The organism is Rhodanobacter glycinis (genome assembly GCF_006438785.1).
In the GTDB taxonomy this organism is placed as follows: Bacteria; Pseudomonadota; Gammaproteobacteria; order Xanthomonadales; family Rhodanobacteraceae; genus Rhodanobacter; species Rhodanobacter glycinis_A.
In genome coordinates, this window is sequence record NZ_RCZB01000007.1 from 20,221 (window position 1) to 45,993 (window position 25,773).

The 25,773-nt window shown below is 64.3% G+C and carries 18 protein-coding genes and 1 riboswitch; of the genes, 12 read left to right on the forward strand and 6 right to left on the reverse strand.

Translation table 11 applies throughout. The features are described 5' to 3' along the window. Positions 1-19: 19 nt before the first annotated feature. A riboswitch (TPP riboswitch) is annotated at positions 20-116 on the forward strand. Positions 117-176: 60 nt separating this feature from the next. The 3 genes from EAH75_RS18100 (at position 177) to EAH75_RS18110 (ending at position 3,711) form a co-directional block, all read left to right on the forward strand. Then, complete coding sequence (locus tag EAH75_RS18100) at positions 177-2,357, forward strand: TonB-dependent siderophore receptor (RefSeq protein WP_170212708.1); 2,181 nt, start codon at positions 177-179, stop codon at positions 2,355-2,357. 1 nt (position 2,358) lies between these two features. Further along, positions 2,359-2,940 (forward strand): nicotinamide riboside transporter PnuC, encoded by a 582-nt coding sequence (gene pnuC / locus EAH75_RS18105; protein ID WP_140806437.1) that lies wholly within the window; start codon positions 2,359-2,361, stop codon positions 2,938-2,940. 165 nt (positions 2,941-3,105) lie between these two features. Then, positions 3,106-3,711 (forward strand): DUF4124 domain-containing protein, encoded by a 606-nt coding sequence (locus EAH75_RS18110; protein WP_241668990.1) that lies wholly within the window; start codon positions 3,106-3,108, stop codon positions 3,709-3,711. A gap of 82 nt (positions 3,712-3,793) precedes the next feature. On the opposite strand, the gene EAH75_RS18115 is transcribed toward EAH75_RS18110, so the two are convergent. The 6 genes from EAH75_RS18115 to EAH75_RS18140 form a co-directional block, all read right to left on the reverse strand. Then, positions 3,794-5,374 carry a serine hydrolase gene (locus EAH75_RS18115; RefSeq protein WP_140806438.1) on the reverse strand — a complete coding sequence of 527 codons (1,581 nt, stop codon included), beginning with the start codon at positions 5,372-5,374 and terminating at the stop codon, positions 3,794-3,796. Between the two features lie 67 nt (positions 5,375-5,441). After that, positions 5,442-6,365, reverse strand: coding sequence for a MurR/RpiR family transcriptional regulator (locus tag EAH75_RS18120; protein ID WP_140806439.1), 924 nt, complete (start codon positions 6,363-6,365; stop codon positions 5,442-5,444). Positions 6,366-6,375: 10 nt separating this feature from the next. Then, a complete protein-coding gene (locus tag EAH75_RS18125; protein ID WP_241668991.1) occupies positions 6,376-7,698 on the reverse strand; it encodes a peptide MFS transporter in 1,323 nt (440 codons plus the stop codon). Between the two features lie 37 nt (positions 7,699-7,735). Continuing rightward, a complete protein-coding gene (locus EAH75_RS18130) occupies positions 7,736-8,758 on the reverse strand; it encodes a dipeptide epimerase (protein WP_140806440.1) in 1,023 nt (340 codons plus the stop codon). A 47-nt stretch (positions 8,759-8,805) separates the two neighbouring features. After that, positions 8,806-10,830 carry a serine hydrolase domain-containing protein gene (locus EAH75_RS18135; protein ID WP_140806441.1) on the reverse strand — a complete coding sequence of 675 codons (2,025 nt, stop codon included), beginning with the start codon at positions 10,828-10,830 and terminating at the stop codon, positions 8,806-8,808. A gap of 37 nt (positions 10,831-10,867) precedes the next feature. Beyond that, the gene (locus EAH75_RS18140) at positions 10,868-13,192 is read right to left on the reverse strand and encodes a TonB-dependent receptor (protein WP_140806443.1); all 2,325 of its coding nucleotides are present in this window, start codon (positions 13,190-13,192) and stop codon (positions 10,868-10,870) included. A 564-nt stretch (positions 13,193-13,756) separates the two neighbouring features. Between EAH75_RS18140 and EAH75_RS18150 the strand changes: the two genes are divergently transcribed. The 9 genes from EAH75_RS18150 (at position 13,757) to EAH75_RS18190 (ending at position 25,602) form a co-directional block, all read left to right on the forward strand. After that, on the forward strand, positions 13,757-15,028 hold the full coding sequence (locus EAH75_RS18150) for a bifunctional alpha/beta hydrolase/OsmC family protein (protein WP_140806444.1): 1,272 nt from the start codon (positions 13,757-13,759) through the stop codon (positions 15,026-15,028). A 177-nt stretch (positions 15,029-15,205) separates the two neighbouring features. Then, positions 15,206-17,404, forward strand: a complete 2,199-nt coding sequence (locus EAH75_RS18155; RefSeq protein WP_140806445.1) for a sensor histidine kinase — start codon at positions 15,206-15,208, stop codon at positions 17,402-17,404. Continuing rightward, positions 17,401-18,060 carry a response regulator gene (locus tag EAH75_RS18160; protein WP_206666220.1) on the forward strand — a complete coding sequence of 220 codons (660 nt, stop codon included), beginning with the start codon at positions 17,401-17,403 and terminating at the stop codon, positions 18,058-18,060. Before EAH75_RS18155 ends, EAH75_RS18160 begins: the two co-directional genes overlap by 4 nt. A gap of 343 nt (positions 18,061-18,403) precedes the next feature. Continuing rightward, a complete protein-coding gene (locus EAH75_RS18165; RefSeq protein WP_205043271.1) occupies positions 18,404-19,408 on the forward strand; it encodes an alpha/beta fold hydrolase in 1,005 nt (334 codons plus the stop codon). A 56-nt stretch (positions 19,409-19,464) separates the two neighbouring features. Continuing rightward, positions 19,465-20,118 carry a hydrolase gene (locus EAH75_RS18170; RefSeq protein WP_140806446.1) on the forward strand — a complete coding sequence of 218 codons (654 nt, stop codon included), beginning with the start codon at positions 19,465-19,467 and terminating at the stop codon, positions 20,116-20,118. A gap of 183 nt (positions 20,119-20,301) precedes the next feature. Further along, positions 20,302-20,802, forward strand: a complete 501-nt coding sequence (locus tag EAH75_RS18175) for a cupin domain-containing protein (protein ID WP_140806447.1) — start codon at positions 20,302-20,304, stop codon at positions 20,800-20,802. Between the two features lie 297 nt (positions 20,803-21,099). Further along, positions 21,100-21,411, forward strand: coding sequence for an NAD(P)-binding domain-containing protein (locus EAH75_RS20080; RefSeq protein WP_140806448.1), 312 nt, complete (start codon positions 21,100-21,102; stop codon positions 21,409-21,411). Continuing rightward, entirely contained in the window at positions 21,332-22,225 is an 894-nt protein-coding gene (locus EAH75_RS18185; RefSeq protein WP_161596318.1) for an NAD(P)-binding domain-containing protein, read from the forward strand. Before EAH75_RS20080 ends, EAH75_RS18185 begins: the two co-directional genes overlap by 80 nt. 383 nt (positions 22,226-22,608) lie before the next feature. Continuing rightward, a complete protein-coding gene (locus EAH75_RS18190; protein WP_140806451.1) occupies positions 22,609-25,602 on the forward strand; it encodes a TonB-dependent receptor in 2,994 nt (997 codons plus the stop codon). Positions 25,603-25,773: the final 171 nt, after the last annotated feature.

The window sequence follows — 25,773 nt, forward strand, 5'->3', positions numbered from 1 at the left end:
ATCCGTGGTTCAATACGCGTTCTTGAAGCGGGGGTGCCCGGCGTTTGCCGGGCTGAGAGAGTCCCTTGGAACCTGATCCGGTTAGCACCGGCGTAGGGAGCTTGCTGATCCGACACGTCCGTCTGGACGTCCGGATCGCCGTCGCTTCGTCCGTACCACACAAGACGATGACGACGATGACTCTCCCCCGCACCCCGCTGATCCTTGCCCTCATGTCGGTCATGGCGCTTGCCCATGCCAGCGACGACACCACCACCGAACCGCAGGCCACGCCACTGGCCCCCGTGCACGTCAAGGCCGACAGCCAGCGTGGCTACCATGCCGACAACTCGCAAATGGACACCTTCGGCAGTTTCGGCAACGCACCGCTGCAGGACACGCCGGCCGCGATCACGGTGATCACCCGCGACCAGATCGACGATCGCCAGCCGCGCACGCTCAGCGAACTGGCCCGCAGCGATGCCGCGCTCGGCGACAGCTACGCGCCGGTCGGCTACTACCAGGACATCGCCATCCGCGGTTATGCGCTGGACCCGGCCACCGGCTTCCGGCTCAACGAGATGAGCCTGGTCGGCGAGCAACTGCAGCCGCTGGAAGACAAGCAGCGCGTGGAAATCCTCAAGGGCCTTGGTGGGCTCGAAGCGGGCGTGGTGGCGCCGGGCGGATTGATCAACTACGTCAGCAAGCGTCCGACCGATGTGCACAGCGCCACCGTCGGTACCGACTCGCACGGCTCGCGTTACCTGGCGATGGATGTGGGCGGCTGGCTGACGCCGACCTTCGGCGTGCGCGTGAACGCGGCACACGAGGACATGCACTCCTACGTGCAGCATGCCGATGGCCGTCGCACGTTCTTCTCGCTGGCCGCCGACTGGAAGATCAGCTCCCACGCCACCCTGCAACTGGACACCGATTACCAGACCAGCGGACAGCGCTCGGTCTCCGGCTACCAGCTGCTCGGCGGCAACATGATTCCGGCGCATCCCAGCCGCACCCGCATGCTCGGCTTCGAACCGTGGCAGCGGCCGGTGGGCATCGACGCGAGCAACAGCACGCTGCGCTTCGACTATCGCTTCAGCGACAACTGGAGCACGCAACTGTCGGCCGGGCACAGTCATGTCGTGATCGATGACAACGTGGCCTTCGCCTACGGCTGCTTCTACTCGCCGGACTGCGCCAGCGGTGCCACGCCGGGCTGGTTCTTCGCGCCGAACGGCGACTACGACGTCTACGACTACCGCAGCCCTGACGACACCCGCGTCAACGACGAGGCCCGCGCGGTGCTGAAGGGCTCGTTCGACACCGGCACGCTCAGTCACGAACTCAGCCTTGGCACCAGCGCGTTTCGCCGCACCATCGACCGACGTCCCTACGTCTACGACTACGTCGGCACCGCCAATATCGGCGAGGTCGATCCGCCCTACTTCGCACCGTCACCGAACCAGCCCGGAGCGTCGGCACGCCGGCTGACCAGCTGGCAGCATTCGGTGTTCGCGCTGGACCGTGTGCATCTGGGGGCCCAATGGCAGGTACTGGCCGGCGGCCGCTTCGTGCGCCTGCATGAGCGCTCCTATGACGACGTCGGCGTGCCCGAACGCGATACCCGCCTGAGCAAACTGCTGCCGCAGGCCGCCGTGCTGTGGCAGCCGACCACGCAACTAACCACCTATGTCAGCTACAGCGAGAGCCTGTCGCTGGGCAACGAAGCGCCGTACTGGACCTCCAACGGCAGCACCACACTGGCGCCGCTGCTGTCGCGCCAGACCGAAGCCGGCGTGAAGTACGCATGGAGCGATGCACTGAGCCTGCAGGGCGCGCTGTATCGCATCCGCCAGCCGTACCAGTTCGCGCAGCCGGACAACTCCGCCGCAGGTTTCACCTTTGTCCAGCGCGGCAGCGAAGTGCACGACGGGCTCGAACTCAACGCCGCCGGAAGACTCACCGGCAACCTGCGCCTCACCGCCAGCCTCAACCTGATCCAGGCCCGCGCGCAGGACACCGGCACGCCGGGCTGCGAAGGCCATCAGGTCGTCAATGTGCCGCGCCTGCGCACGGCGTTGTACCTGGATTACCGCCTGCCGTTCGCGCCCGATCTGAGCCTGCTCGGCGGCTGGCGCTACGCCAGCAGCAACGTCGCCACGCCGAACGGCCTCACCCGAGTGCCGGCCTACCACGTGTTCGACGCCGGCCTGCGCTACACCACGCAGTGGCGCGAGCACGCACTGACCTTGCGCCTGAATGTCGACAACCTGTTCAACCATTTCTACTGGCGCGACACCGGCAGCTCCGGCGGCGACAGCTACCTGTTCCCGGGCTCGCCGCGGTTGGCACGCCTGTCGCTGACGTACACGTTCTGACATGACCCTGGTCGAACTCGTCGGTGCGGTGCTCAGCGCCTGGGGCGTCTGGCTCACTGCCAGACGCCGGCCGTGGTGCTGGCCGGTGGGCCTGGTGTCGGTGCTGGTCTACACGTGGGTATTCGTCGACGCCAAGCTCTACTCCGACGCGTTGCTGCAACTGGCGTTCGCCGCGCTGATCATTTATGGCTGGTATCGCTGGCTGCAGCACATGGGCGCGGACGGCCGTGTGCAAGTGGCGCCGCTGCCACCGCAACGGGCGCTCCTGCATCTCGCCATCGGCAGCCTTGGCGCGCTCGCGCTGGGCGCGTTCATGCACCACCACACCGACGCCGCGTTGCCCTGGCTGGATGCCGCGCTCACCGCGTTCAGTCTGGTGGCGCAGTGGTGGCAGGCCAAGCGGCATGCTGCCGCGTGGTGGCTGTGGATCGTGGTGGACGTGATCTACGTGGGCGAATACGTCTACAAGCACCTGTTGATCACCTCGGTGCTGTATGCCGGTTTCGTGGGGCTGGCGATCATCGGCCTGCGCGCGTGGCAGCATGCAGATGAGGGCGCAACGCAGCCTGGAAACTGCCCCTGATCATCGGCTTGCCCCGACGGCGGCACGGGCGGGATATCTCGACGTCGAGGTAACCGCCGGCGGCGGCCACGACAGGCCGGCGACAGGTCATGGGGAAATCCCAACTGAACCCGCTTTCAGATCAACATTCTTATTACACCGCGTCGGTGCAAAATGACCGTCACGATGAAAACTTCGATGACAGGCAAGCATCTCTTGTGCGTCGCCGCCCTGCTGCTGGCTGCGGCCGGGGCTGCCGGCGCGCAGAACATCTACAAATGCACGCAGGCCGGGCAAGTCGCCTACACCGATCACCCCTGCCCGGGTGGCAATGGCGAATTGCTGCACCAGGCCGATGACACCGAAGTCATCGACCGCTATCTGCGCCTGGGCCAGGACGCGCTGGCGAAGCGTTATGCGGAGTCCCGCCACCTCGAAGCGCTCTATCAGCAGCGCGTCGACGCCCATCAGCAGGCGATGGAGGAAAGGGCCCAGCGCCAAACCGACGAAGCGTACGTCGCGGAACAGCGCCAGCGCGAAGCGCAGCATCAGGCGCTGACCGACAAGGCGGCGGAGCGCGACCGGCTGCAGGCCGAGAACGATGCGCTACGCCAGCAGAACGATCAGTACCAGGATCAGCTGAGCCAGCCGGTCTACAACCCACCGCCTGCCTACTGGGGCGCACCGTACCCGGGTCGCCATGACGATCATGGCCATCACCGCCCGCCGCCTTCCAGGGAGCCCGTCTTCCATCCGTGCAAGCAGCTTGCCGGTGGCCGTACCCAGTGCTGAAACCCTTGCGCGATGCCTTTGGCCATGTTACGAAGAGCATCGCGCACCAAGCCTGCCCCGGACTCGATCCGGGGGTGCGCGCCTACTTTTCCGGGGTGAAGTGCAGATCCTGGTAGTCCCAGCTGAAATCGGCGGCCGGTGAGATCGCCTGCATCGTCATCTGGTCGATGCTGCCGTCGGGATGCAACGCGAAGGTGACGTAGGCATCCTCCATGCCCGGCGTCGCCCAGTGCGTGCGGAAGGTGTCGTACTGCACGTGTTCCAGCTTGCCGTGCATGCCCGGCGAACGATCGAAGCTGAGGCTGAGTGCGCCCTTGTCCTGGCTGATCGTGGCGGTGCCGTACCACGGATCGCGATAGACCCCCGCGTAGCCCGACAGCGGCAGCGACGGGCCGCTTTCCGGATGGAATGCGGCCTTGCTTGCCTGCAGCGCCTGCAAGGCCTGCTCGTTGCCCTGGTCGAATATCTTTTTGTAGTTTGCGATCCAGTCGGGCGACGACAGGCCCAGTGCAGCATCCAGCAGATGGTCGCGCATCGCGAACAACGTGCCGACGTCTTCCGAGTTGACCAGCACCGCGAACGCAGCGTGCCGATCCGGAATGATCACCACCACCGAGATTCCGCCCAGCACGCCTCCGGTATGGGTGATGATCTTGTGGCCGCGATAGTCGCGCACCATCAGGCCCAGCGCGTAGGCCTCGAACTGGGGCTGGCCCAGCGCCAGCGGCTCCGGCCCCGCACTGAGCGGGATCAGGGTCTGCGGCGTCCACATGGCCTGCGAAGCGGCCTCGCTGAACAGGCGTTTGCCGTCGCCCAGCGCGCCATGCTTCAACTGCGCCTGCAGCCAGCGGCCCATGTCCGTTGCGCTGGACAGCAGCGAGCCAGCCGGCGCGATCACGTCGCCGGTCATCACCGTGGTCAGCACCGACTGCGGACCGGCACCACGCACCGGCCCGGACATTTTCGCGTGCAGCGAGGCCTGGTTCGCCACGCGCGCGTCGATGCTCACCCGGGTGTCGTGCATGCCCAGCACGTCTAGAACGTGCTGCTGCACGAAGTCTTCCCAGCGCTGGCCGGACACCGCCTCGATCAGCTCGCCGGCGGCGCTGTACAACACGTTGTCGTAGGCGAGGCCGCTGCGGAACGTCGTGGCCGGTTTCAGATAGCGCAGCGCGTGCACCAGCTCGGCACGCGAACGGTTGGTGGCGGGAAACCACAGCAGGTCGCCCGCGCCCAGGCCCAGCCCGCTGCGATGGACCAGCAAGTCGGTGACGGTCATTTCCTGCGACGCGTAGGCGTCGTACATGCGGAATCCCGGCAGCCGGTCGGCCACCCGGTCGTCCCACTTCAGCTTGCCCTGGTCGACCAGGATCGCCAGCGCCGCCGCAGTGAACGCCTTGGTGTTGGAGCCGATCGGGAAGATCGTGTGCGCGTCCACCGGCGCGGCGGAACCGAGCTTGCGCACGCCCCAGGCATGCGTGGTGGTCTTGTCGCCCTCGACGATCACCACTGCCATGCCGGGCGTGTCGAAGGTCTTCATCGCCCGCGTGGCATAGGCGTCCAGATCCTGCGACGCCGCGGCCGCACTGGTGAAAGCCAGCGCGGCCGCCAGCCAGGCCAGGCAGAGTCGCGGGAACGGGTAATGCGGGATCTGCCGGATCATGCTGCCGCCTCGCTCGATGATGTCGCCAGCTGGGCTGGCCGATGGCGTCGACGCCACCGCACAGCCGTCAATCCCGCTTTGCGGTCGCCTTCGTGCCGCCCCGGCCAGCGCTTTTCTTCGCCTTGTCCGGTTTGCCCTTGCCACCGCCGGGCAGCGATGGGCCGTCGTAGCCGACGAATTTTTGCCGCAACTCGGTGATGTCGCCGATGCGCCCGAGCACATCGCCCATCTCGCGGATCACTGCGTTGATCAGCAGGCTGAACAGGCTGGTGAGCGTGCCGAAGCTGTGCCACGCGCGGCCCGTCTGCATGGGGATCATCAGCACGTGCCGGGTCAGCTGACGCGCCCAGTAGCATTGGGTGTCGGTGATGATCAACAGCGGAATGCCGCGCTCTACCACCTCCTCGGCCAGCAGGCGGAAATGGCGTGAATAGCGGCGTATGTCGATCAGCACCACGCAGCTTTTTTCAGTCGAATCCAGCAGCATGCCGGTATAGGAACCGTCGCCTCCCGACTCAAACGAAACCCGCGGCCGGACATGCTGCAGCGAGGCAGCGAAGCCCAGCCCGAGGAAGGATCCGTGCTGGAAGCTGGCCACCGAAACGCGATCGGCCGATACCAGCATCTTCACGATGGACGCCCATTCCTCGGTCCGCGCCAATGCGTAGACGTCGTTCAGACTGCGGATCTCCGCCTGCAGGCTCTCGTTGACGTAATCGGTATCGGCGGACGGTTCGGGAACCCTGTACAGCTGCATCCACGGCGCGTCGCCGCGCAGTTCCTCCTTCAGGTCGCCGACGCCGGCATAGCCGAGGCTGCGCAGGAAGCGTCCCACCGTCATCGCGCTCACGCCCACGCGCTTGCCCAGCGATGCCGCCGTCTCGAACGGGATGCCGCTGATGTTGTGCAGCAGGTAGCTGGCGATCTTCTGCTCCGACGTGGTGAACGTCTCCCATCGGCTTTTCAGTTTTTTCTGCAGGTCTTTCGTCATCGCCGTCCGCTCATCTGGCGAGCGCCATGGCGGCGCCCGCTATTCCATGACTTTCCACGTCGCCCAGGCGACGACCCAGCATATACAGGAGCGTCGCCGCCACACCGGCGACTGCACCGATCAGGGTGAAGAACCAGGCGTGGCTGAGCTGGCTCCACAAGGTACCCAGTGCACCGGCCAGCAGGTTGCCGAAGAAGCCGGCAAAGAACCAGGTGGCGATGCTGGTGGCGCGGAACCCTTCCGGCGCCATGCGGCCGAACAGGCCCAGACCCACCGGCAGGATATAAAGCTCGCCGGTGGTCATCAACACGAACCAGCCGACCAGCCAGATCCAGCTCGCACGCGTGCCATGCGCGTCGCACCAGGCCGCGACCAGCGCGAGCATCAGATAGGACGCACCCACGATGGCCGCACCGAAGGCCATCTTGCCCAGCCACGGCGTTTCCACGCCGCGTTTCGCCAGCCGCGCCCAACGTGCCACCAGCAACGGCGTGAAGGCGAACACGATCAGCGAGTCCAGTGCCTGAAACCAGGTCATCGGAATCGTCCAGCCGGCCGCCACCTCGCGGTCCACGCCGCTGTCGGCCCATAGCGCGATGGTGTTGCCGACCTGCTCGTAGGCACCGCGGAACACCACCACGATCGCAGCGATGCCGATCAGCAGCGCGAAGCGGTCGCGCGCGGCGCGATCGAGCGGTGGTCGGGCCACGCGCGCCGCGCCGCCGCGTGCCGGTTCGGGCGGCAGATAACGGGCGCCGGCCAGATAAATCACCAGCGAAATCAGCATGCCGAAGCCGGCCGCGGCAAAACCCCAGTGCCAGCCGTACGTTTCGCCCAGCGTGCCGCACACCAGCGGAGCCAGGAACGCGCCGAGATTCACGCCGACGTAGTAGATGTTGTAGGCGCTCTTGCTGCGCGGATCGCCATCGCGGTAAAGCCCCTCGATCTGGCTGGCCAGGCTGGGCAGGAACAAGCCGTTGCCCAGTGCGATCGTGGCCAGCGCAGGGTAGAACAGCGGCTCGGAGGCCATCATGAAATGGCCCAGCGCCATCGTCGCGCCGCCGATCATCACCGCGTTGCGCTTGCCCAGCCAGCGGTCGGCCACCATGCCGCCGAACACCGGCGTGAAATACACGAAGGCCGCATAGGCACCATAGATCAGCGACGAATATTCCTGGCCCATGTCCAGGTGCTTGGTCATGTAGTAGACCAGCAGCGCACGCATGCCGAAGAAGGAGAACATCTCCCACATTTCGGTAAGGAACAGGATAGTCAGGCCGCGCGGATGGCCAAACCAGTTTTTATCGCGTGCTGGAATCATGGCATCGGACATGTGCGCGACCTTGCTCCCCGTGCAATTGCCAGCACCACTAGGCGGCGGCAGCCAGCGGACCACCCCACACCGCATCGTCGCACCAGATCAGGCCATCCCGATAGGTCGCCGACGGCGCGGGGTCGACGCGCAGGAACACCGGCCCGTCCAGATCCACCACTTTGCACGACTGCCCCAGCACGAAGGCCGGCGCCATCGCCAGCGACGAGCCGGACATGTTGCCGACCATCAACTCGAAGCCGAGCTTGCGCGCCTGTTCGGCCATTGCCAGCGCCTCGGTCAGGCCGCCGCACTTGTCCAGCTTGATGTTGATCATGCCGACGCGGCCGACCAGCGCTGGCAGGTCGTGGTGATCCTGCACGCTCTCGTCGGCGGCGATCATGATCGGGCTGTCCAGTCCGTCGAGCCACGCTTCGCTGCCGATCGGGAACGGCTGCTCCACCACCGCGACCCGCGCATCCACCAACGCCGGCAGCAGGCGCGCGAACGACTCGCGGGTGAAACCCTGGTTGGCATCGACCATGATCCACGCGCCAGGGCACGCCGCGCGCACCGCACGCACGCGATCCGCGTTGAACTCGTCATTGGTGAGCTTGAGCTTGAGCGCGCGCGCGCCGGGAAAGCCGCGTGCCACCTCGACCATCGTCGCCGGCTCGTCGGCGCTGAGGGTGAAGGTGGTCAGCAACGGTCGCGGCGCGTCCTGCCCGGCCAGCATCCACACCGGCCGGCCGCTGCGCTTGGCTTCCAGATCCCACAACGCACAGTCGATCGCGTTGCGCGCGCCGCCGGCGGGCAGCAACTCCAACAGCTGCTGACGTGTCACGCCGGCTTCGATGCGTTCACGCAGCGCCTCGACCTGCGCCAGCATCGATACCGGCGTGTCGTCGCGGTAGTAGACGCCCAGCGCCTCGCCGCGGCCGACCCGGCCGCCCTCGTGCAGGCTGACCACCAGCGCCTCGAATACATCGAAGGTGTAGCCGGTGATATGGAACGGCACCTTCAACGCCCACTTCTCGAGCCGCGTGTGCAACTGCAGCCGCGCGTGTCCCTCGGTACTCATGATCTCTCCTGGTTTGTTCATGTCGATACGCACGGCGGCATTGCCCGTCAGAACCTCACGTTGAAACTGATCATCCCGAACGCCACGATGAACCAGGCCAGGTAGATCGCCGCCAGCGCCAGCAGGGTTTCGCCCGCAAGTACCCAGCGGCCGCGACGCGGCGCCATCCATGCCCGCACCGCGTGGATCACCACCGCGATCGCACCCAGCAACGCCAACACACCGATCACGTAGAGCAGGTAGATCCACGGCGTCGCCGCGCCCTGCAGCAGGAAGTTCTCGTTGATCGAGATGGCCGCGATCAGTCCCAGCCAGCCGACCACGACGGCAGCCAGCGCCGCCACTCCCAGGTGCGAAAGCAGCCGCGAACGACGCTGGCCTGGCGCCAGTTCGAGTGGGCGGCGGTAATGCTTGCGCACGCGCCCGCCGATGAACCACAGCAACAAGGTCACCAGCATGATCAGCGTCGACACCGCGACCAGCGGACCGGCCAGACCCATGCTGCGGGACGCAGGCACGCGCTGGAACACGAACACCGGCGCCTCGGCATCGGTGGCCCAGTAGCGGATGTTGCCCTGCGCGTCGGCCACGAAATCCAGCGTGGCCTTGCCGTTCACTTCGCGATAATGCAGCGGCCCGGTTTCGCGCCAGTGCAGCGGCTTGCCTGCGTAGTCGGTCCAGGCGGAAATGGTGAGCACACCGTCGGCGTCGGGCACCACACTGATCTGGCTGAGCATGTAGAACATGCGCAGCGCACTTTCGTTGCGGCGGCTTGATTCGTACCAGCCGGAGACGCGCGCGGCATCGGCTTTCGCCGTGGAGGCAGTCGCTTCCGATGATGGCTCGTGCGGAAAATAACGATCGAGGAACGCGCGGAAGATCGCCTTGCGGACCACATGCGCGCCGCCCTCGTTGCCGGCGCTGTTCATCGACATGAAGATGCCGACGTTCGCATCCAGCAGCAGGTGCAGGTCGCTGTGGAACACCACGGTGTCGCCGCCGTGGCCGATGATGCGCTGGCCGTTGCTGTCTTCCTGGTAGAAGCCGAGATCGAATCCGGGCAGGCCAGGTGCCGCGGTGTACTGCTGGCTGTGCATCAGGTCGGCGGTATGCTGCTGCAGGATGCGCGTGTCGCCGAAGCGGCCTCCCTGCAGCTGGGCAATCATGAAGTTCGCCATGTCCGTGGCAGTGCTGCTCAGCGAACCGGCCGGTGCCGGATCGACCAGCTCGAACGACTGGGGCTTGGCATCCGACGCGCTCTTGTAGCCTTTCGCCATCAGCGGTGCCAGCGCGGCCGGCAACGGCTGTGCGAAGCTCGAATGGTGCATGCCAAGCGGCTCGAAGATATGGTGCTGGATGTAATCTTCAAAGCGCTCGCCCGACACGCGCTGCACGATGTAGCCCGCCAGGCCGCAGCCATAGTTGGAATACGCGACGATCTCGCCCGGCGCAAAGATCCGCGCCGGGACATGCGACTTCAGGTATTTCTCCAGATCGACCTCTTCGGGTGTCGCCGGCAACAGGCCTCGGGCGGTGTCCTCGAAACCGGGCGTGTGCGTCATCAGGTTGCGCAAGGTGATCGGCTTGCCGTCGCGCGGCGGTATCTTGAAATCGAGGTACGTGTTGATGTCGCGATCCAGGTCGAGCTTGCCCTGCTCCACCTGCTGCATCACCGCGGTCCAGGTGAACAGCTTGGAGGTCGAGCCGGGCCGGAACATCGTGCTGTCCGGCGACACCGGCGTGCGCTGCTTCAAGTCGGCATAGCCATAGCCGCGGGTGAACAGCAGCTTGCCGTCCTTGACCACGCTGATCACACCGCCGGCAACGTCACCGCGCTGGAGTGCGAACGGCACCATGCCGTCGAAGAAAACCGACAGGTCGTCCGCAGTCAGCTCGTGCCGCACGTCCTGCGGCGTGGCTCCCGTCGGGGCGGCGCTGGTCGGCGCGGGCGACATCGGCAGCGCCGCCGAGCTGGCTGACGCGGGGTTGGCTACCTGTGGCACCTGCGCCATCGCGATGCCGGCGACGCAGGTGATGACGAACGCCGCGATGGATTTCGCATATCGGTTCATGGACGCACTCCGGCAAAAGCTCGTTGGAAGGACATGCTCAGAAATCCACGCTCGCCGAAATGCCGACAGTGCGTGGTGGCACATAGGCGGCGCTGAACGGGTTGGCGTTGGGGTCGATGGTTTGCGGAGCGATCGCGGTGATGCCGCGTTCGTCGGTGAGGTTCTTGACGTAGGCCTTGATCGTCCAGTTGGCGTAGTTGACACCGGCGCGCAGATCGATGCCGTCGTAGCTGGGAACCTCCTTGCGCGACCCGGGTACCGCGCGGAAATCGGACGCGCGCGAACCGATGAAACGGTAGCTGGCGCCGACGAAACCCGACCATCCCGACGCCAGCGGGAAGTCGTAGTCCACGCCCAGACTCGCATTCCACTTCGGCACGTACGGCAGGCGATCGCCCTTGTAGCCGAACAACCCCGCCTGCGTATCCGCGGCCAGTTTGGGGTCGGTCCAGCTGGCATTGGCCGACAGCATCAGGCCGCGCACCGGCGCGAATTGCCATGCCGCTTCGAGACCCTGGCTCTTCGCCTTGCCGCCATTGCCGAGGAAGCCGAAGCCACCGGCGTTGACCGTCAGCTGGATCTGGCTCCAGTCGATATAGAACGCCGCCACGTCGAAGGTCATGCGCCGCTCGAGCACGGTCGATTTGAAGCCCAGCTCGTAGCTCACCAGCTTGTCGGGACCGAACGTCAGCGGCGCGCCCAGGCCCGGCGGCACGCCGACGTTCGGGCCACCGGGACGGAATCCCGAGGCGACGCGCACGTACGCCATCATGTCGTCGCTGAACTTGTAGCTGGGATTGAACAGGTAAGTGACCGGGCTGTCCGAGCCACGGGTGGTGAACTGGCTCGGCCCGACCAGGATGCCGTCGCCGGTCTGCGTGTACGACGCGCGGTCGCTGCTGTAGCGCGCGCCTACCAGCACGCTCAGTTGCGAGGTGGCATGCCAGGTCACGTCGCCATAGACAGCCCACTCGGTGAAGATCGCCGGCCCCACGTATATGTCCCCCAGCTGCGGCAACGCGATCGGCGCGCCGGTGGTCGCATCAAAGCTCGCTATGTGCTGAAAATTGTTGCTGTGCTCACGCGTGTAGAACACGCCGGCGCGCCATTCCAGGGCCTGCGTTTCCGGCGACTGCAGCCGCAGTTCCTGGGTGAACTTGCCCAGCGTGATCTGGTTGACCAGCGAATAGCCGCCGTTGGACAGGCCAAAGGCCGGATTCAGGATCGGCCCGTAGGGCGCGGTCAGGTCAGCATTCGAATTCATCGCCTGCGTGCTGTAGGTGCTCGACGAAATCAGCCTGGCCCAGCCGAGGTCCGCATTCAGCGATGCGTCGTACAACCGGTATTGCAGCTTGAACAAACCGGTGCTGGCCGCGCGGCTCTGTTGCAGGTCGCCGTGAAGCGGTTGCAGCGTGTCGCGGTCCACGTCGACGCCGACGTTCGCCAGGCCATCGCTGCCGAGGTTCTGCGCCAGCGCGGACAGCCGAAGCGACACGCGATCGGTCGGTGTCCACAGCAACTGCGCGCGTGCGCCGCTGACCTTGGCCCCGTTGACCTCGGATTTGCCGGTAACGCTATTGTCGATGTAGCCCGGATCATTGCGATTGTATGCATTGGCGCGCAGACCGAGTTTGCCCTCCACCAGTGGCAGGTTGACCATCGCCCGCTCATCGAATCCGCTGCCGCCGCGGGACACGCTGCTGTAGCCGGCACCGACGCGGGCGGAGGCTATTGAGGTGTCCGGCGGCGTGGTGACGAACTTGATCAATCCGCCCAGCGTGTTCGAACCGTACAGCGTGCCCTGCGGGCCGCGCAGCACTTCGATGCGCTGCAGGTCGTCGGGATCGATGTCCGGCGTCAACACGCCGCCGGCGGCATACACCGTGCTCGATCCATACGGCGCATCGTCGATATAAGTGCCCACCGTGGAATTGGCCTGCCCGCTGCCGGAGGTGATGCCGCGCAGCACCAGCTGGGTCCAGCCCTGGCCATTCGAAATGACGTTGAGGCCGGGCACGCGCGTGGCGTAGTCGGCGAAGTTGACCGCGCTCTCGCGTTCGAGCTGCTGGCCCTGCAGCGCCGACACCGCCATCGGCACGTCCTGCAGACGCTCGTTGCGCTTGTTCGCGGTGACGATGACGGTACCGAGGTCGGTCGGCGCCGTGCTGCTGGAAGCAGGCCGAGCCTGCTGGTCGGTCGCGACGGCCACACCAGCGTCCGACCCGCCACTGGCGACTCCCGCCGCGAAGTCCGTAGCAACCGGACTCAGCGGTTGTGCCGCGACACCAAACGACCCCAACAAGGCCGCGGCAATGGCGATGCAGATGCCGCGACGACCGTGCTGCAGATGGCGAAACTCCATGACGTTCTCCCCCGAGATAGTCGCGTGGACAGCCCACCGCTGCAGTGTTATCTGATTAACATTACTGTGTCAATGATATTTCACTATCATAATCGATCCGCCACGCATCCAACACCGGCGAGCGCCAAAGCTGCAGAACAACGCCGGCCATCGGGTGTTCCGCATCTGCGAATACCGTGCGGGTACCTGCGCGGGCGCTGCCGTGGCTGCCTGCATGGCAGCGGCGAAGGTTTGCCGATATCGCGCCCGGAACATCCATGAGACGCTCGCGGCACCGGTTCGTGCCACATGCCAACGCGACGGGGGCCGGCCTGTCGATGCCAGAAGGCCGGTGTCGACTTCGACCTTGGCGTGCTCGACTGGGGTCACCTCGATGCCGCATGGCGGTTCGTTGCCGATCGGACACCCGTTCGCCACCGGCGCGCCGATCCTGAGCCAGGCCGCGAAGGAACCGACGCCGCGGCCATCGGCCACGCATGGCGTCGGGTCACTCTGCGTCGACGGTGGCCAGGGTACTGTGGCACTGTTGCAACGCGTCTGGTGTCTGCCTGAAGGAGCCTGCCCATGCCGCCCCGCAACTTCGAATTTTCGAGTCCGGCCGGTTACCCGCTCGCCGGTCGGCTCGAGCTTCCCGACGCGCCCGTGCGCGGCTGGGCGCTGATGGCGCACTGCTTTACCTGCGGCAAGGACAACCTGGCCGCAGTCAGGATTGGCCGTGCGTTGGCCCGCGCCGGCATCGGCATGCTGCGTTTCGATTTCGCCGGCCTCGGCGCCAGCGGCGGTGACTTTGCCGACAGTACTTTTGCCGCCAATGTTCGCGACCTGGTCGCCGCCCATCACGCAATGAGCGATGCCGGCATGCCGCCATCGCTGCTGGTCGGTCACAGCCTGGGTGGTGCGGCAGCGCTGGCCGCAGCCGCCGACATGCCGAACGTTCGCGCGGTGACGACGATCGCCGCCCCGTTCGACTTGAGCCACGTGCTCGCGCTGTTCGATCCTGCATCGCTCGCCACCATCGAGCAGCAGGGCGAAGCGGAAGTCCGGCTGGCCGGTCGGCCGTTCCGCGTGAGCAAGGCCTTCATCGACGGGCTGCGCGAACACGACCAGGCCAGCCGCATCGCAACGCTGGGTCGGCCGCTGCTGATCCTGCACGCGCCGCGCGACGAGATCGTCGACATCGACAACGCCAGCCGCATCTTCATGGCCGCGGGCTATCCCAAGAGTCTGGTGTCGCTTGACGACGCGGATCACCTGCTGTCACGGCAGTCCGATGTGGACTATGCGGCGGCGATGATCATCAGCTGGTCCTCGCGTTACCTGCAGCCGGTTCCGGAAACCCGTGCGCAGGGACAGGAAGGCGACGTGGTGGCCGAGGAGACCGGTGCGGGGCGTTTCCAACTGGCGATCCATGCCGGCGGCATCCGCTTTCTTGCCGACGAACCGGTCAGTGCTGGCGGCCTTGGCAGCGGCCCGACGCCTTACGATCTCGTCTCCGCGGGCCTGGCCGCCTGCACCACGATGACTCTGCGCATGTATGCCGAGTACAAGGGCCTGCCCGTCGGCCGCATCCGCACCGCCGTGGGTCACATGCGGCAGAAGGGGGTGGAAGTTCCCGACCTGTTCACCCGCACCATCGCCATCGAAGGGCCGCTGGACGATGCGCAACGCGAGCGCCTGCTGCAGATCGCCGACCGCTGCCCGGTCGATCTCACCCTGCTCTCGGGCTCACGCGTCGAAACGACGTTCGGCGAGCCGCCCGCAGCGGCCGAACCGGTCGAGGCCCACGCCGCGTCGATGGAGCGGCTCGTCACTGCGGATGATTCGTCACCGGTCTAGGAATCTGGACGGTCGGCAGAAATCCAGGCAGCGGCTTCGCGCCGCTGGCCAGCCGGACCAGGCAGGCAGTCCCATGACCTGGCATGGGTTCGAGTCATGAGGCTTCTGGCGGAATGACATTCCATCAGGAACAGAGTAAATCCCGGCGGCATAGCCGCGATCCATTGGCTGCGTGCCATGAACCTTCGCCCTGAAGAAACCGAAGACACCCCGGCGACAGTCGAGTCATTGCGACTTGAACTGGAGGCGTGTCGGCGCGAACTCGACGAAAGCCATAAACGTCTTGAGCAACTGAGCGGCCTGTTCGCTCACCTGTCGGATGCCATGGCCGTCAACGAACTTGATGGAAGCTCGTTTCGAGCGATTCCTGAAACCATTGTCAAAGGAGATCCGCTGCCATCGCTGCTTGACGCCTTGCGCCGGTTGACCGAGGAAAATAATCGCCTGCGCGAGGACTTTCGCGACCTGTTCGAGGAAGCCCCGATCCCTTGCATGTTCGAGGGCGTCGACACCCATTTCATCCAGGCCAACAAGGCTGCCCTGAAATTGCTGGGGATCAAGCCGGAAGAAGTCGCGGAAACATTCGGCCATTCACTCGTGGCTGATACCCCGGAAAACCAGCGTCGCCTGCGCGAGGCGTTCGAATTGGTCGAAAGCGGAAAAGAAGCCGGCGGTGTCGAGATCGAGCTGCGCCGCAAGGACAATGGCCATCCGGTCTGGGTCCAGTGGTGGTCCAGGCCCGCGCCGAACGGCGAGTACACGCGCACGATGATGGTGGACATCACCGAGCGCGTGCTCATGGAGCAGACCAAGGCCGCGCTCGAGTTCGCGCTGGAGTCCGGACAGGTCGGCGATTGGGAGCTGGACCTGATCCATGACACGTCGCGACGGTCACTGCGCCACGATCGCTGTTTCGGCTACGACACTCCCATCCCGGATTCGGAATGGGGCATCGCGACCTTCGTCCACCACGTACACCCCGATGATCGCACTCGCGTCGAAGGAAGCCTGCTTTCGGCGGCCAGGGAATTTCGCGACTGGACCTCTGAATTTCGGGTCGTATGGCCGGATGGAAGTACGCACTGGATCGCCGCCTCCGGAAGCATCTACCGCACGAAAGAAGGCAAGGCCGCCCAGATGCTCGGCATCGTCATGGATGTCACGGAACGCAAGCGGGCAGAAGAGGCGCTTGGCGCCTCCGAGCGACTGGCACGCGGCCAGGTGGAGGAGCTCACGCGCGCCCTGGACATGCTGGCGACGAAATCTGCGCCGGATCGATTGATGGAGCACATTTCATGCACCATCACCGAACAACTCGACGCGCACAGCATCAGCGTCTGGCGGCGTGACATGGCGAGCGGGCTGATCGGCTTTGAATTCGCCTACGAGGGCGGCCAGATCCTGACAAAAGCCGAGCCCCGATTTGCGGGAATGGGGCTGTGGCTTCCCATGGGAGATCAATGGCCGTGGCCTGAGGTGTTTCGCACGGGCAAGCCCAGCCTGATCAGCGACATTCGAACCGTCCCGCCCTTTGCACTGAGAGACCGCCTGGTAGCGCTTGGCATCATCTCCGTGCTGCTGGTTCCCATGTGGGTTGCCGGCAACCTCGAAGGTGCCATTGGCATCCGCTTCGCCCGTGAACGTTCGTTCCGTCCGGAGGAAATCGAGCTGGCGCAGGCGCTTGCCAATCAGGCGATGCTCGCGCTACAGCTCACTCGCCTTTCGGCGCAAAGCCGCGAATCCGCCGTGATCGACGAGCGCAACCGGATGGCGCGGGAGATCCATGACACGCTCGCGCAGGGATTCACGGGAGTGATCGTGCAGTTGGAGGCCGCTGAAGATGCAAAGCTTCACGGATTGACTGATGAAGCTGATGACCATCTCGATCGCGCCCGAAACCTTGCCCGTGAAAGCTTGAGCGAGGCGAGGCGCTCGGTCCAGGCGCTGCGTCCCCGAGCCCTCGAAAAGGAAACGTTGCACGAAGCGCTGAACACGTTGCTCGCCAGGACAACCGCCGCGACGAGTACGCGGTCCGAATTCATCCTGCAGGGCACGCCCAGGCAACTGCCTCCGGAATGGGATGAGAATATCCTGCGCATCACCCAGGAAGCCCTGACCAACACCCTCCGGCACGCACAGGCCAGTCATTTCAAGGCGCTGATCAGCTTTGGTCCGGACGAAGTCCTGCTTGAACTGAGCGATACCGGACACGGCTTCAATCCCGCAGACGGACACGCCGGATTCGGCTTGCTGGGAATCAGCGAGCGCGTCGACCGAATGGGTGGCCAACTCAAAATCCGCAGTACACGCGGAAGCGGCACGACCCTGCTTATCGTGCTGCATCCGCGGGAACTTCCAGGACCCGTGACATCATGACCGACATGACCAAAACGCAACGGAACGATGCGTCGAAGTGCCCTATCCGCGTGGCGCTGGCCGACGACCATGTCACCGTGCGCGAGGGACTGGCAGCAATCATCGGCCGGCAGCCCGACATGACCGTCGTGGGAGAGGCGGCCACTGGCCGCGAGGCAGTCGACCTTTGGCGCAAGCATCGCCCCGACGTAATGTTGCTCGACCTCAGGATGCCGGTACTGGATGGCGTCCTGGCGATGGCCGAGATACGCCGGATCGACGCATCAGCGCGCATCATCGTGCTGACCACCTTTGATACTGATAGCGATATCTCGCGTGCCATCGGGGCCGGCGCAAGAGGCTACCTGCTGAAGGATGCGCAACGGGATGAGCTTCTCGAATGCATTCGCAAGGTGCATGCCGGAGAAACCTGCATCCCACCAGGGCTTGTGGCAAAACTGGCCGCTGGCATGAGTAGCGAAACACTGACCGGGCGAGAACTCGCCGTCCTGAAACTGTTGGCGCACGGCAAGAGCAACAAGGAAATCGGCGCAGCGCTCTACATCACCGAAACGACCGTAAAGTCCCACCTGCGCAGCGTGTTCGCCAAGCTCAATGTCCTCAACCGCACCGAGGCCATCTCTGTCGCCTGTCGGCGTGGTCTCGTGCAGCTCTAGCCCCCACGCCCTCGATGTTTCGGCGCTGCATTCGCGCAACGCCTTTCCGACATTTTCAGCATGCTGCCGACGGCAGGCGCGCCCCTCGTCCGAAAGGATCAGGCCGGCATCATTCTTTGGCGGGTCGAAAAATCCGGCCGCCTGATCGATGGCCGGCGCCAGCGCGGCGCGCGCATGCTTTCCCCTTCGATTCAAAGTTCGGCAATCCATGCGCGTCGTGGCCAGGACGATTGTCGACGTTGCCCGGTGGCCGGATCCACTGGGTCGAGAACGCCCGCCACGGGTCGACCATCAAACGATTTGCCACTCCACTTCCGCACGCGACATTGCTTGGAGGCACCTCATGAAACACCCGACGAAAAGCTGCAAGGAACTGCTGGTATCCCTCGTGCTGCTTCTTGGCATGCTGGCCCCTGTGCATGCAGCACAAAATCCGGCCAGCGCCCAGGCAGGACGGTCTACGCCGTCGAATGGCGCGAGCATCGGAAGTCACGACTCGGTCGTCAATGGCGTGAAGCTTCACTACATGAAGGCCGGAAAAGGCCCGGCGATCATCCTGCTCCACGGCTACGCGGAAACCAGCCACATGTGGCTTCCCCTCATTCCTCTCCTCGCAAAAAACCACACTGTCATTGCGCCTGACCTGCGAGGAGCCGGCGATTCCGGCAAGCCGGAAACGGGCTACGAAAAGAAAGCCATGGCGAACGATATCCACGCGCTCGCGCGCTCCCTGGGGATCTCGCATGCGCAGGTCGTTGGCCACGATATCGGCTTGATGGTTGCCTATGCCTACGCTGCCCAGTATCCGACGGAAACCGACCGTGTCGTATTGATGGACGCCTTCCTGCCAGGTGTTGGCGACTGGACGCACGTCTGGCTGCTGCATGATCTCTGGCATTTCCATTTCTACGGCGAGACGCCGCTCAAACTGGTGGACGGCCGCGAACGGATCTACTTCGATCACTTCTGGAATGATTTTGCCGCCGACCGAAACCATTCGATTTCCGAAGCGGACCGGGCGTTCTATACCAAGGCCTATTCACAACCCGGCGGGATGCGTGCCGGCTTCGAATATTTCAAGGCGTTTCCGCAGGACGCCAAAGACTTCGAGGAACTCTCGAAAACCAAGCTGACCATGCCCATGCTTGTCCTCAGTGGCGAAAAAGCGGGCGGAACATTTCTTGTTGATCAGGCCCGTCTGGTAGCGACCCAGGTCAGCGGCGTCATCATCAAGGGCTCCGGCCACTGGTTGCTCGAAGAGGCACCGACGCAAGTCATTCCGCTCCTCGTGGATTTCCTGAATCAACGTCCGCTGACGCTCGGCGATTCGGCAACTGCGAATCGCTGATCCAGCCAGCGCCCGCTTTTCCCGGAAGCACCTCATCCGCAACCAAGGAGAACGACATGGCAAGTCAATCCCGGCGCAATCCACAGAGCGATCCTCTGCTGACACCCGAAAACTGTTTACTCGTGCTCATCGACTACCAGGCCCCACAGTTGAATACGCTGCGCTCGATGGACAGCCTGCAGCTTGTCGCCAATACCGTGGCACTTGCCGAGACAGCAAGGTTGTTCGACCTGCCGCGGATACTCTCGACGGTCGGCGTCGAGAGTGGTGTGAATCCGGATACATGGCCATCCATCAAGGACGCCATGAAGGGCGCGCTCAATTTTGATCGAACCAGCATCAACGCCTGGGAGGATGCCGACTTCGTCAGCGCCGTCAAGGCAACCGGGCGGAGAAAGATCATCATGGGCGCGCTGTGGACCGAGGTATGCCTGGCATTCCCGGCGCTGGATGCGCTGCGCGATGGCTTCGAGGTACTCGTGCCGGTCGATGTCGTCGGAGGTACTTCCGTCGAAGCCCATCAAGCGGGGCTGGATCGCGCCATCCAGTCAGGTGCGCAGCCGGTCAGCTGGATCAGCGTGCTGTGCGAACTCCAGCGCGACTGGAACCGTGGGAATACGGCCGCCGGCATGCTCGGAATCGGCAGCCGACATGGCGGCCCATGGTCCAGCGAAATTGCGCTCAAGCAGTTTGCCGCGCCCGGACATTAGGACCTGCTCCACTCCTGCCTTGCCGCATGCGATTTTCCGGATGCCCGACTACAGGACGTTGTGGCCGGGCATCCCGGGAATGCCACTGCCCCACAAGCACGGTCGTTGCTGCATATGAAGTGCAACGTCTTTGTCCGACGAGGCACTCATCCTGGTCACCGAGGATACAAAGAGGAACTGCTCATGACCCATCGAAAGAATCTGTTTGTCATTGCGATGGCCTTGTTGATTGCCTCGCTTCACGTGGAGGCACAAACGAGACCATCGCAGCAACGCCTGAGTCCGTCCGAAATCGAGGCACAAACGCGCTCCGGTGCGGGAGCCGGAAGCTCTGGCGTATCGGGCATACAGACCTTGACGCTGCACGGCGACCCGACAAAGCCAGGCGTGTACATGATCCGGCTGACGGTTCCGGCCAACACAAAAATCATGCCTCACGATCATCCCGACGATCGCGTGGCCACGGTCGTCTCCGGCACATGGCATTTCGCCTACGGAGACCGGTTTGACGAAAAGTCGCTGAAAGCATTACCGCCAGGAAGCTTCTATACCGAGCCCCCGCGGCAATCACATTTTGCCCGGACAGGTGACAGCGCCGTCGTTGTCGACATTTCCGGGTACGGGCCGACGGGCACGCATTACGAACGCCAGACGGACGATCCCTCGCTCAAAAAGCCGCATTGAAGCGGCGCAGTGGCGCCTGGATTGCCTGCCTTCAAACTGGGGACCTGAAGGTGAATCGGGAAACCGGTATCGGCAATCAGAGGGTGTCCATTCGCCCCGTGGAAACCCGGTCAAAGTACGATTTCGGCCATCCACGGCGGCCTTCCATGCCCCGCCCATGATCGAGGCGAACGGCCTGACGAGGTCCGCGCAACGGTCAACATCCGCACCGCCCCGACAATGGACTGGGATTTGGGTCGCAGCTAAGGTGGTCATTCGCAGCTGCCGAGTGCGCACTCTGCGACGGACGGAAACCTCATGATCGACGCAGACGCAATCATTGTCGGCGCGGGTCCTGCGGGCCTTGCCTGCGCGGCGAGCATGCGCCTGCGCGGCCTCGACGTGACCATGCTGGAAAAGGCCGGCGCGGTCGCTTCGGTGTGGCGCCGCCACTATGACCGATTGCATCTGCACACCGACCGGGGCCACTCCGGCCTGCCCGGCCTGCCGATGCCACGCAGCTACCCGGTATCCGTCGCGTGCCCAGGTCGTGGCTTACCTGGAAAGCTACGCGGCGCACTTCGACCTTCGACCGATCTTCGACAGCGCGGTACGAACCGTCCGCCGTGACGGCTCGACCTGGCGCGTGGAGACAAAGCAGGGACAGTTCACGGCGCCCGTCGTGGTGATCGCGACCGGATGGGCCGACTTTCCCCATCGCCCTGGCTGGCCCGGATCGGACGGCTATCGAGGTGTCGTCGTTCACAGCAGCGAATATCGCAATCCGGCTGCCTATGCAGGCAAGCGCGTGCTCGTCGTCGGATTCGGCAATTCAGGCGGGGAAATTGCGCTCGACCTGGCAGAAGCCGGTGTCGACGTGAGTCTCTCCGTACGTGGCCCGGTGCAGATTCTGCCGCGCGAACTGCTGGGCCTGCCGATCCTGACCTGGGCGATCGCCCAGGCGCGTCTGCCCGCGCGCGTTGCCGATTTCATCAATGCACCCGCCATCCGGCTGGCCGTCGGTTCGCTGCGGAAGCTCGGCTTGAAGGCAGCCAGCAAGGGGCCGCGTCGGATGATCGAGGAGGATCGGCGCATACCGCTGCTCGACGTGGGCACCCTGGCCAGGATCAGGGATGGCTCGATCAAGCTGCGTGGCGACATCGCGCGGTTCACCGACGAGGGCGTGGCCTTCGTCGATTCACCGGCAGAGCGGTTCGACGGCCTCGTTCTGGCGACCGGCTTCCGCCCCGACCTGCGCCAGCTGCTGCCGGGTGTCCGCGGTGTATTCGACAATCACGGCATGCCTCTGGTGACCGGCCGGACCACCTCGGAACCCGGCCTGTTTTTCTGCGGCCTCATCGCGTCGCCCACGGGCCAGTTGCGCGAAATCGGCATCGAAGCCCGGCGCATTGCGCAAATAGTTGCGCCAAGCCTGCCACGCTGAAAAGGGCCTCCACGGATCCCGGCCATCGCGAGCCTGATGGGCATCTGTGCCCCGGAAGAACCCGTCCGGGGTGGTCGGCGCGGGCGATCGCGACCAGGGAGCAAGAAGACGATCAGACGGCATTGTGACGCCAACCAGCCTGGCTTGAAGCTCCTTGCACGATGTCGCGCAGCCTCCGATAAATTATTGCTGCGTTAGCTAATTGTGAAGAATATGTTGACGAGGCACCTTGCCACTCCTAGGCTGGCCAGTGCGTAAGAAATCGCGAATACATTCGCCACGGAAAGGGTTCAGGGAGGGACTTGTTCACTTTTACGTGATTTCTTGCGTGCGCTGCAATGGCAGCCATCCGGTTCCAAACCAATTTTCAGGAGGGGTAATACATGAATTTTACCGATCGATATCGACGTACCTTGTGGCAGCCAACCGCACTGGCGCTGGCCCTGAGCATGGGCCTGAGTGGCGTGGCCATGGCTCAATCCAATGCGTCGGGTGTCATCTTCGGCAATGCAGGGGATGCAGCGGGTGCCACGATCCATGTGGAAAACGTGAACACCGGCCAGAGCCGCGACATCACCGTCGATAACGCCGGCCGCTACCGCGCGACCTCGTTGCCGGTGGGTACCTATACGGTCACCTTGAAGCGTGAGGGCCAGGTCATCGGCAGCCGCGACAATGTGCAGGTCCGGGTGGGTTCGGGTACCGATGTGTCTTTCGACAGCAGCGCCAGTGAAGCCGGCGCCAAGACGCTCGGCGGCGTGACCGTGGTGGGCTCGGCACTGCCAGCCATCGACGTGTCCTCGGTCGACTCGCGCACCACATTGACGGCCGAGCAGTTGCAGAAGCTGCCGCTGGCACGTGACGTGACCGCGGCGGCGTTGCTCGCTCCGGGTACCGTCGCCGGCGACGCCCGCTACGGCAACGTGGCTTCCTTCGGCGGCGCCTCGGCATCGGAAAACCAGTACTACATCAATGGTTACGCGGTAACCAACGCACTCACCGGTATCGGCTTCACCAGCCTGCCGTATGACGCCATCGATCAGCAGCAGATCTATACCGGCGGCTACGGCGCCGAGTATGGCCGCTCCACTGGTGGCGTGATCAACGTGGTCACCAAGCGCGGCGACAACAATTGGAAGGGCGGCGTCGGCCTGCATGTCATTCCGTCGTCACTGCGGGCGACCCCGAAGAATATCCGCCGCACCGACGGCCAGCTGTTCCAGGATCGCTCGGAGAACACCAGCTCGGCGACGCAGTACACCGGTTACCTTAGCGGCCCGGTGATCAAGGACAAGCTGTTCGTGTACGCCGCAGGCGACTTCACCCGGACCACCGGCAACAACATCAGCTCGATCCTGGCGCCGCAGTTCACCACCGAGGTGTCCAAGGCCAAGAAATGGCTGGCCAAGGTGGACTGGAACATTACCGACAACCACATCGTGGAATTCACCGGCCTGTCCGACCAGACCCGGACCGATCGCACGGTATACAAGTACTCCTACGCCAATGAGGCGCGCGGCAATCTGATCGGCGGCGACAAGCTGGAGAACGCCGCATCGCTGGCCGGCTCCGCACCGGGCGGCGACGTCTACATCGGCAAGTACACCGGCTACATCACTGACAACCTCACGGTCAACGCGCTGTACGGCACCAGCAACTCCGACCACAAGCGCACGCTGGCCTATGCCGGCAGCCCGAATTGCCCGTGGATCACCGACTCGCGCACGAAAATCACCAGCCCGATCATCGGTTGCGGCCTGGTCAATGGCACGGTGCTTGGACCGGGCGCGAAGGACAAGACCCACGGCTGGCGTTTCGATGTCGAGTACCAGCTCGGATCGCATGACCTGCGCGCCGGCCTGGACAACCAGACGCTTGAATCCAGCGCGGGCAACCAGTACGAAGGCGGCTACCGCTGGCGCTACCAGAACGTCCGCAACGTTTCCGGCCGCCCGGACATCTTCCCGGACGTGCCACCGGGCACGCCGTACTTCGTCGAGCAGCGCATCTTCATCACCGGCGCCTCGGTCAAGGTGGAACAGGAAGCGCAGTTCATCGAAGACCACTGGCAGATCAACGATCGCTGGATGGGCTACCTCGGCTTGCGCAACGAGCAGTTCAAGAACATCAACGGTGCCGGCGACGTTTACGTCAAGCAGCGCCACCAGCTGGCTCCGCGTCTGGGCGCGACCTGGGACGTGTTCGGCGATTCCAGCTTCAAAGTCTACGCCAACGCCGGTCGTTACCATCTGGCCATTCCGTCCAACGTGGCCATTCGCGGCGCGTCCGCCTCGCTGTATTCCAGCCAGTATTTCACCTACAACGGTGTCGGTCCCAACGGCGAGCCGCTCAATCTGGTTCCCGCCGGCAGCAAGATCTACCTCAACGGTGAAGACGGCACGGATCTCAACCCGAAGACCGTCGCGGCCCAGGGCATCAAGGCGTATTACCAGGACGAATACATCCTCGGCTTCGACAAGGCCCTCAACAGCGACTGGAGCTTCGGTGCCAAGGCCACCATGCGCAAGCTGAAAAGCTCGATCGACGATTTCTGCGATTCGCGTCCGTTCGAGAAATACGCTGCCCGCAACAACATCGACATCACCAACGCCAGCATCCCCGGCTGCTACCTGTTCAACCCTGGCGTGCCGAACACGTTCATGGTGGATGTCGACGGCCAGGGCACGCTGGTTCCGTTCAAGCTCACCATGGAAGACTTCACCACGCCGGCCGGCGTGAAGTTCCCGCCGTTGAAGCGCAAGTACTACTCGATGGAGCTGTACCTGGAGCATCACTTCGATGAGCGCTGGTTTGCCCGGCTGGATTACACCTTCTCGCGCAGCTACGGCAACTCCGAAGGCCAGTTGAAGTCGGACATCGGCCAGCTCGACCCGTCGGTGACGCAGGACTGGGACGCACCGGAAATCATGCAGTACGCCAACGGCCCGTTGCCGAACGACCGTACCCATCAGTTGAAGGCCTATGGCTTCTTCCAGGTCAACAAGGAATGGCTGGTCGGTGCGAACGTGGCGATTGCCTCGGGACGTCCGAAGAACTGCATCGGCTTCGACCCGGTCGACGCCATCCAGTACGGTGCGTCGTACTTCGAGTGCAACAACCAGCCGGCGCCGCGCGGTTCGCGTGGTCGCCTGCCGTGGACGCTCAAGCTGGATCTGAACGCGCAGTACCGCCCGTTGTGGGCTGGCCCGGGCCAGAACCTGGCCTTCTCGGCCACGGTGTTCAACCTGTTCAACAGCCAGAAAACCACGTCGCAGGTCGATGGTGGCGAGGACCCCGCGAACGATTACCAGCGTCCGTTGTCGTTCCAGACCCCACGTTACCTGCAGCTCGGCGTCAGCTACGACTTCTCGATGTAACACCGGATGCGCCGGGCAACCGGCGCCATTCGCCCTACAAGACCGCCGGATCTCCGGCGGTCTTTTTTCATGCGCGCCGCCGGCAATCCATCCAGAACCCGAGGCCTGCATCCGATGCCATGATCATGCCGCCCCGACACTCTCGTCATGACCCGCCTGCGCTACCAGCAA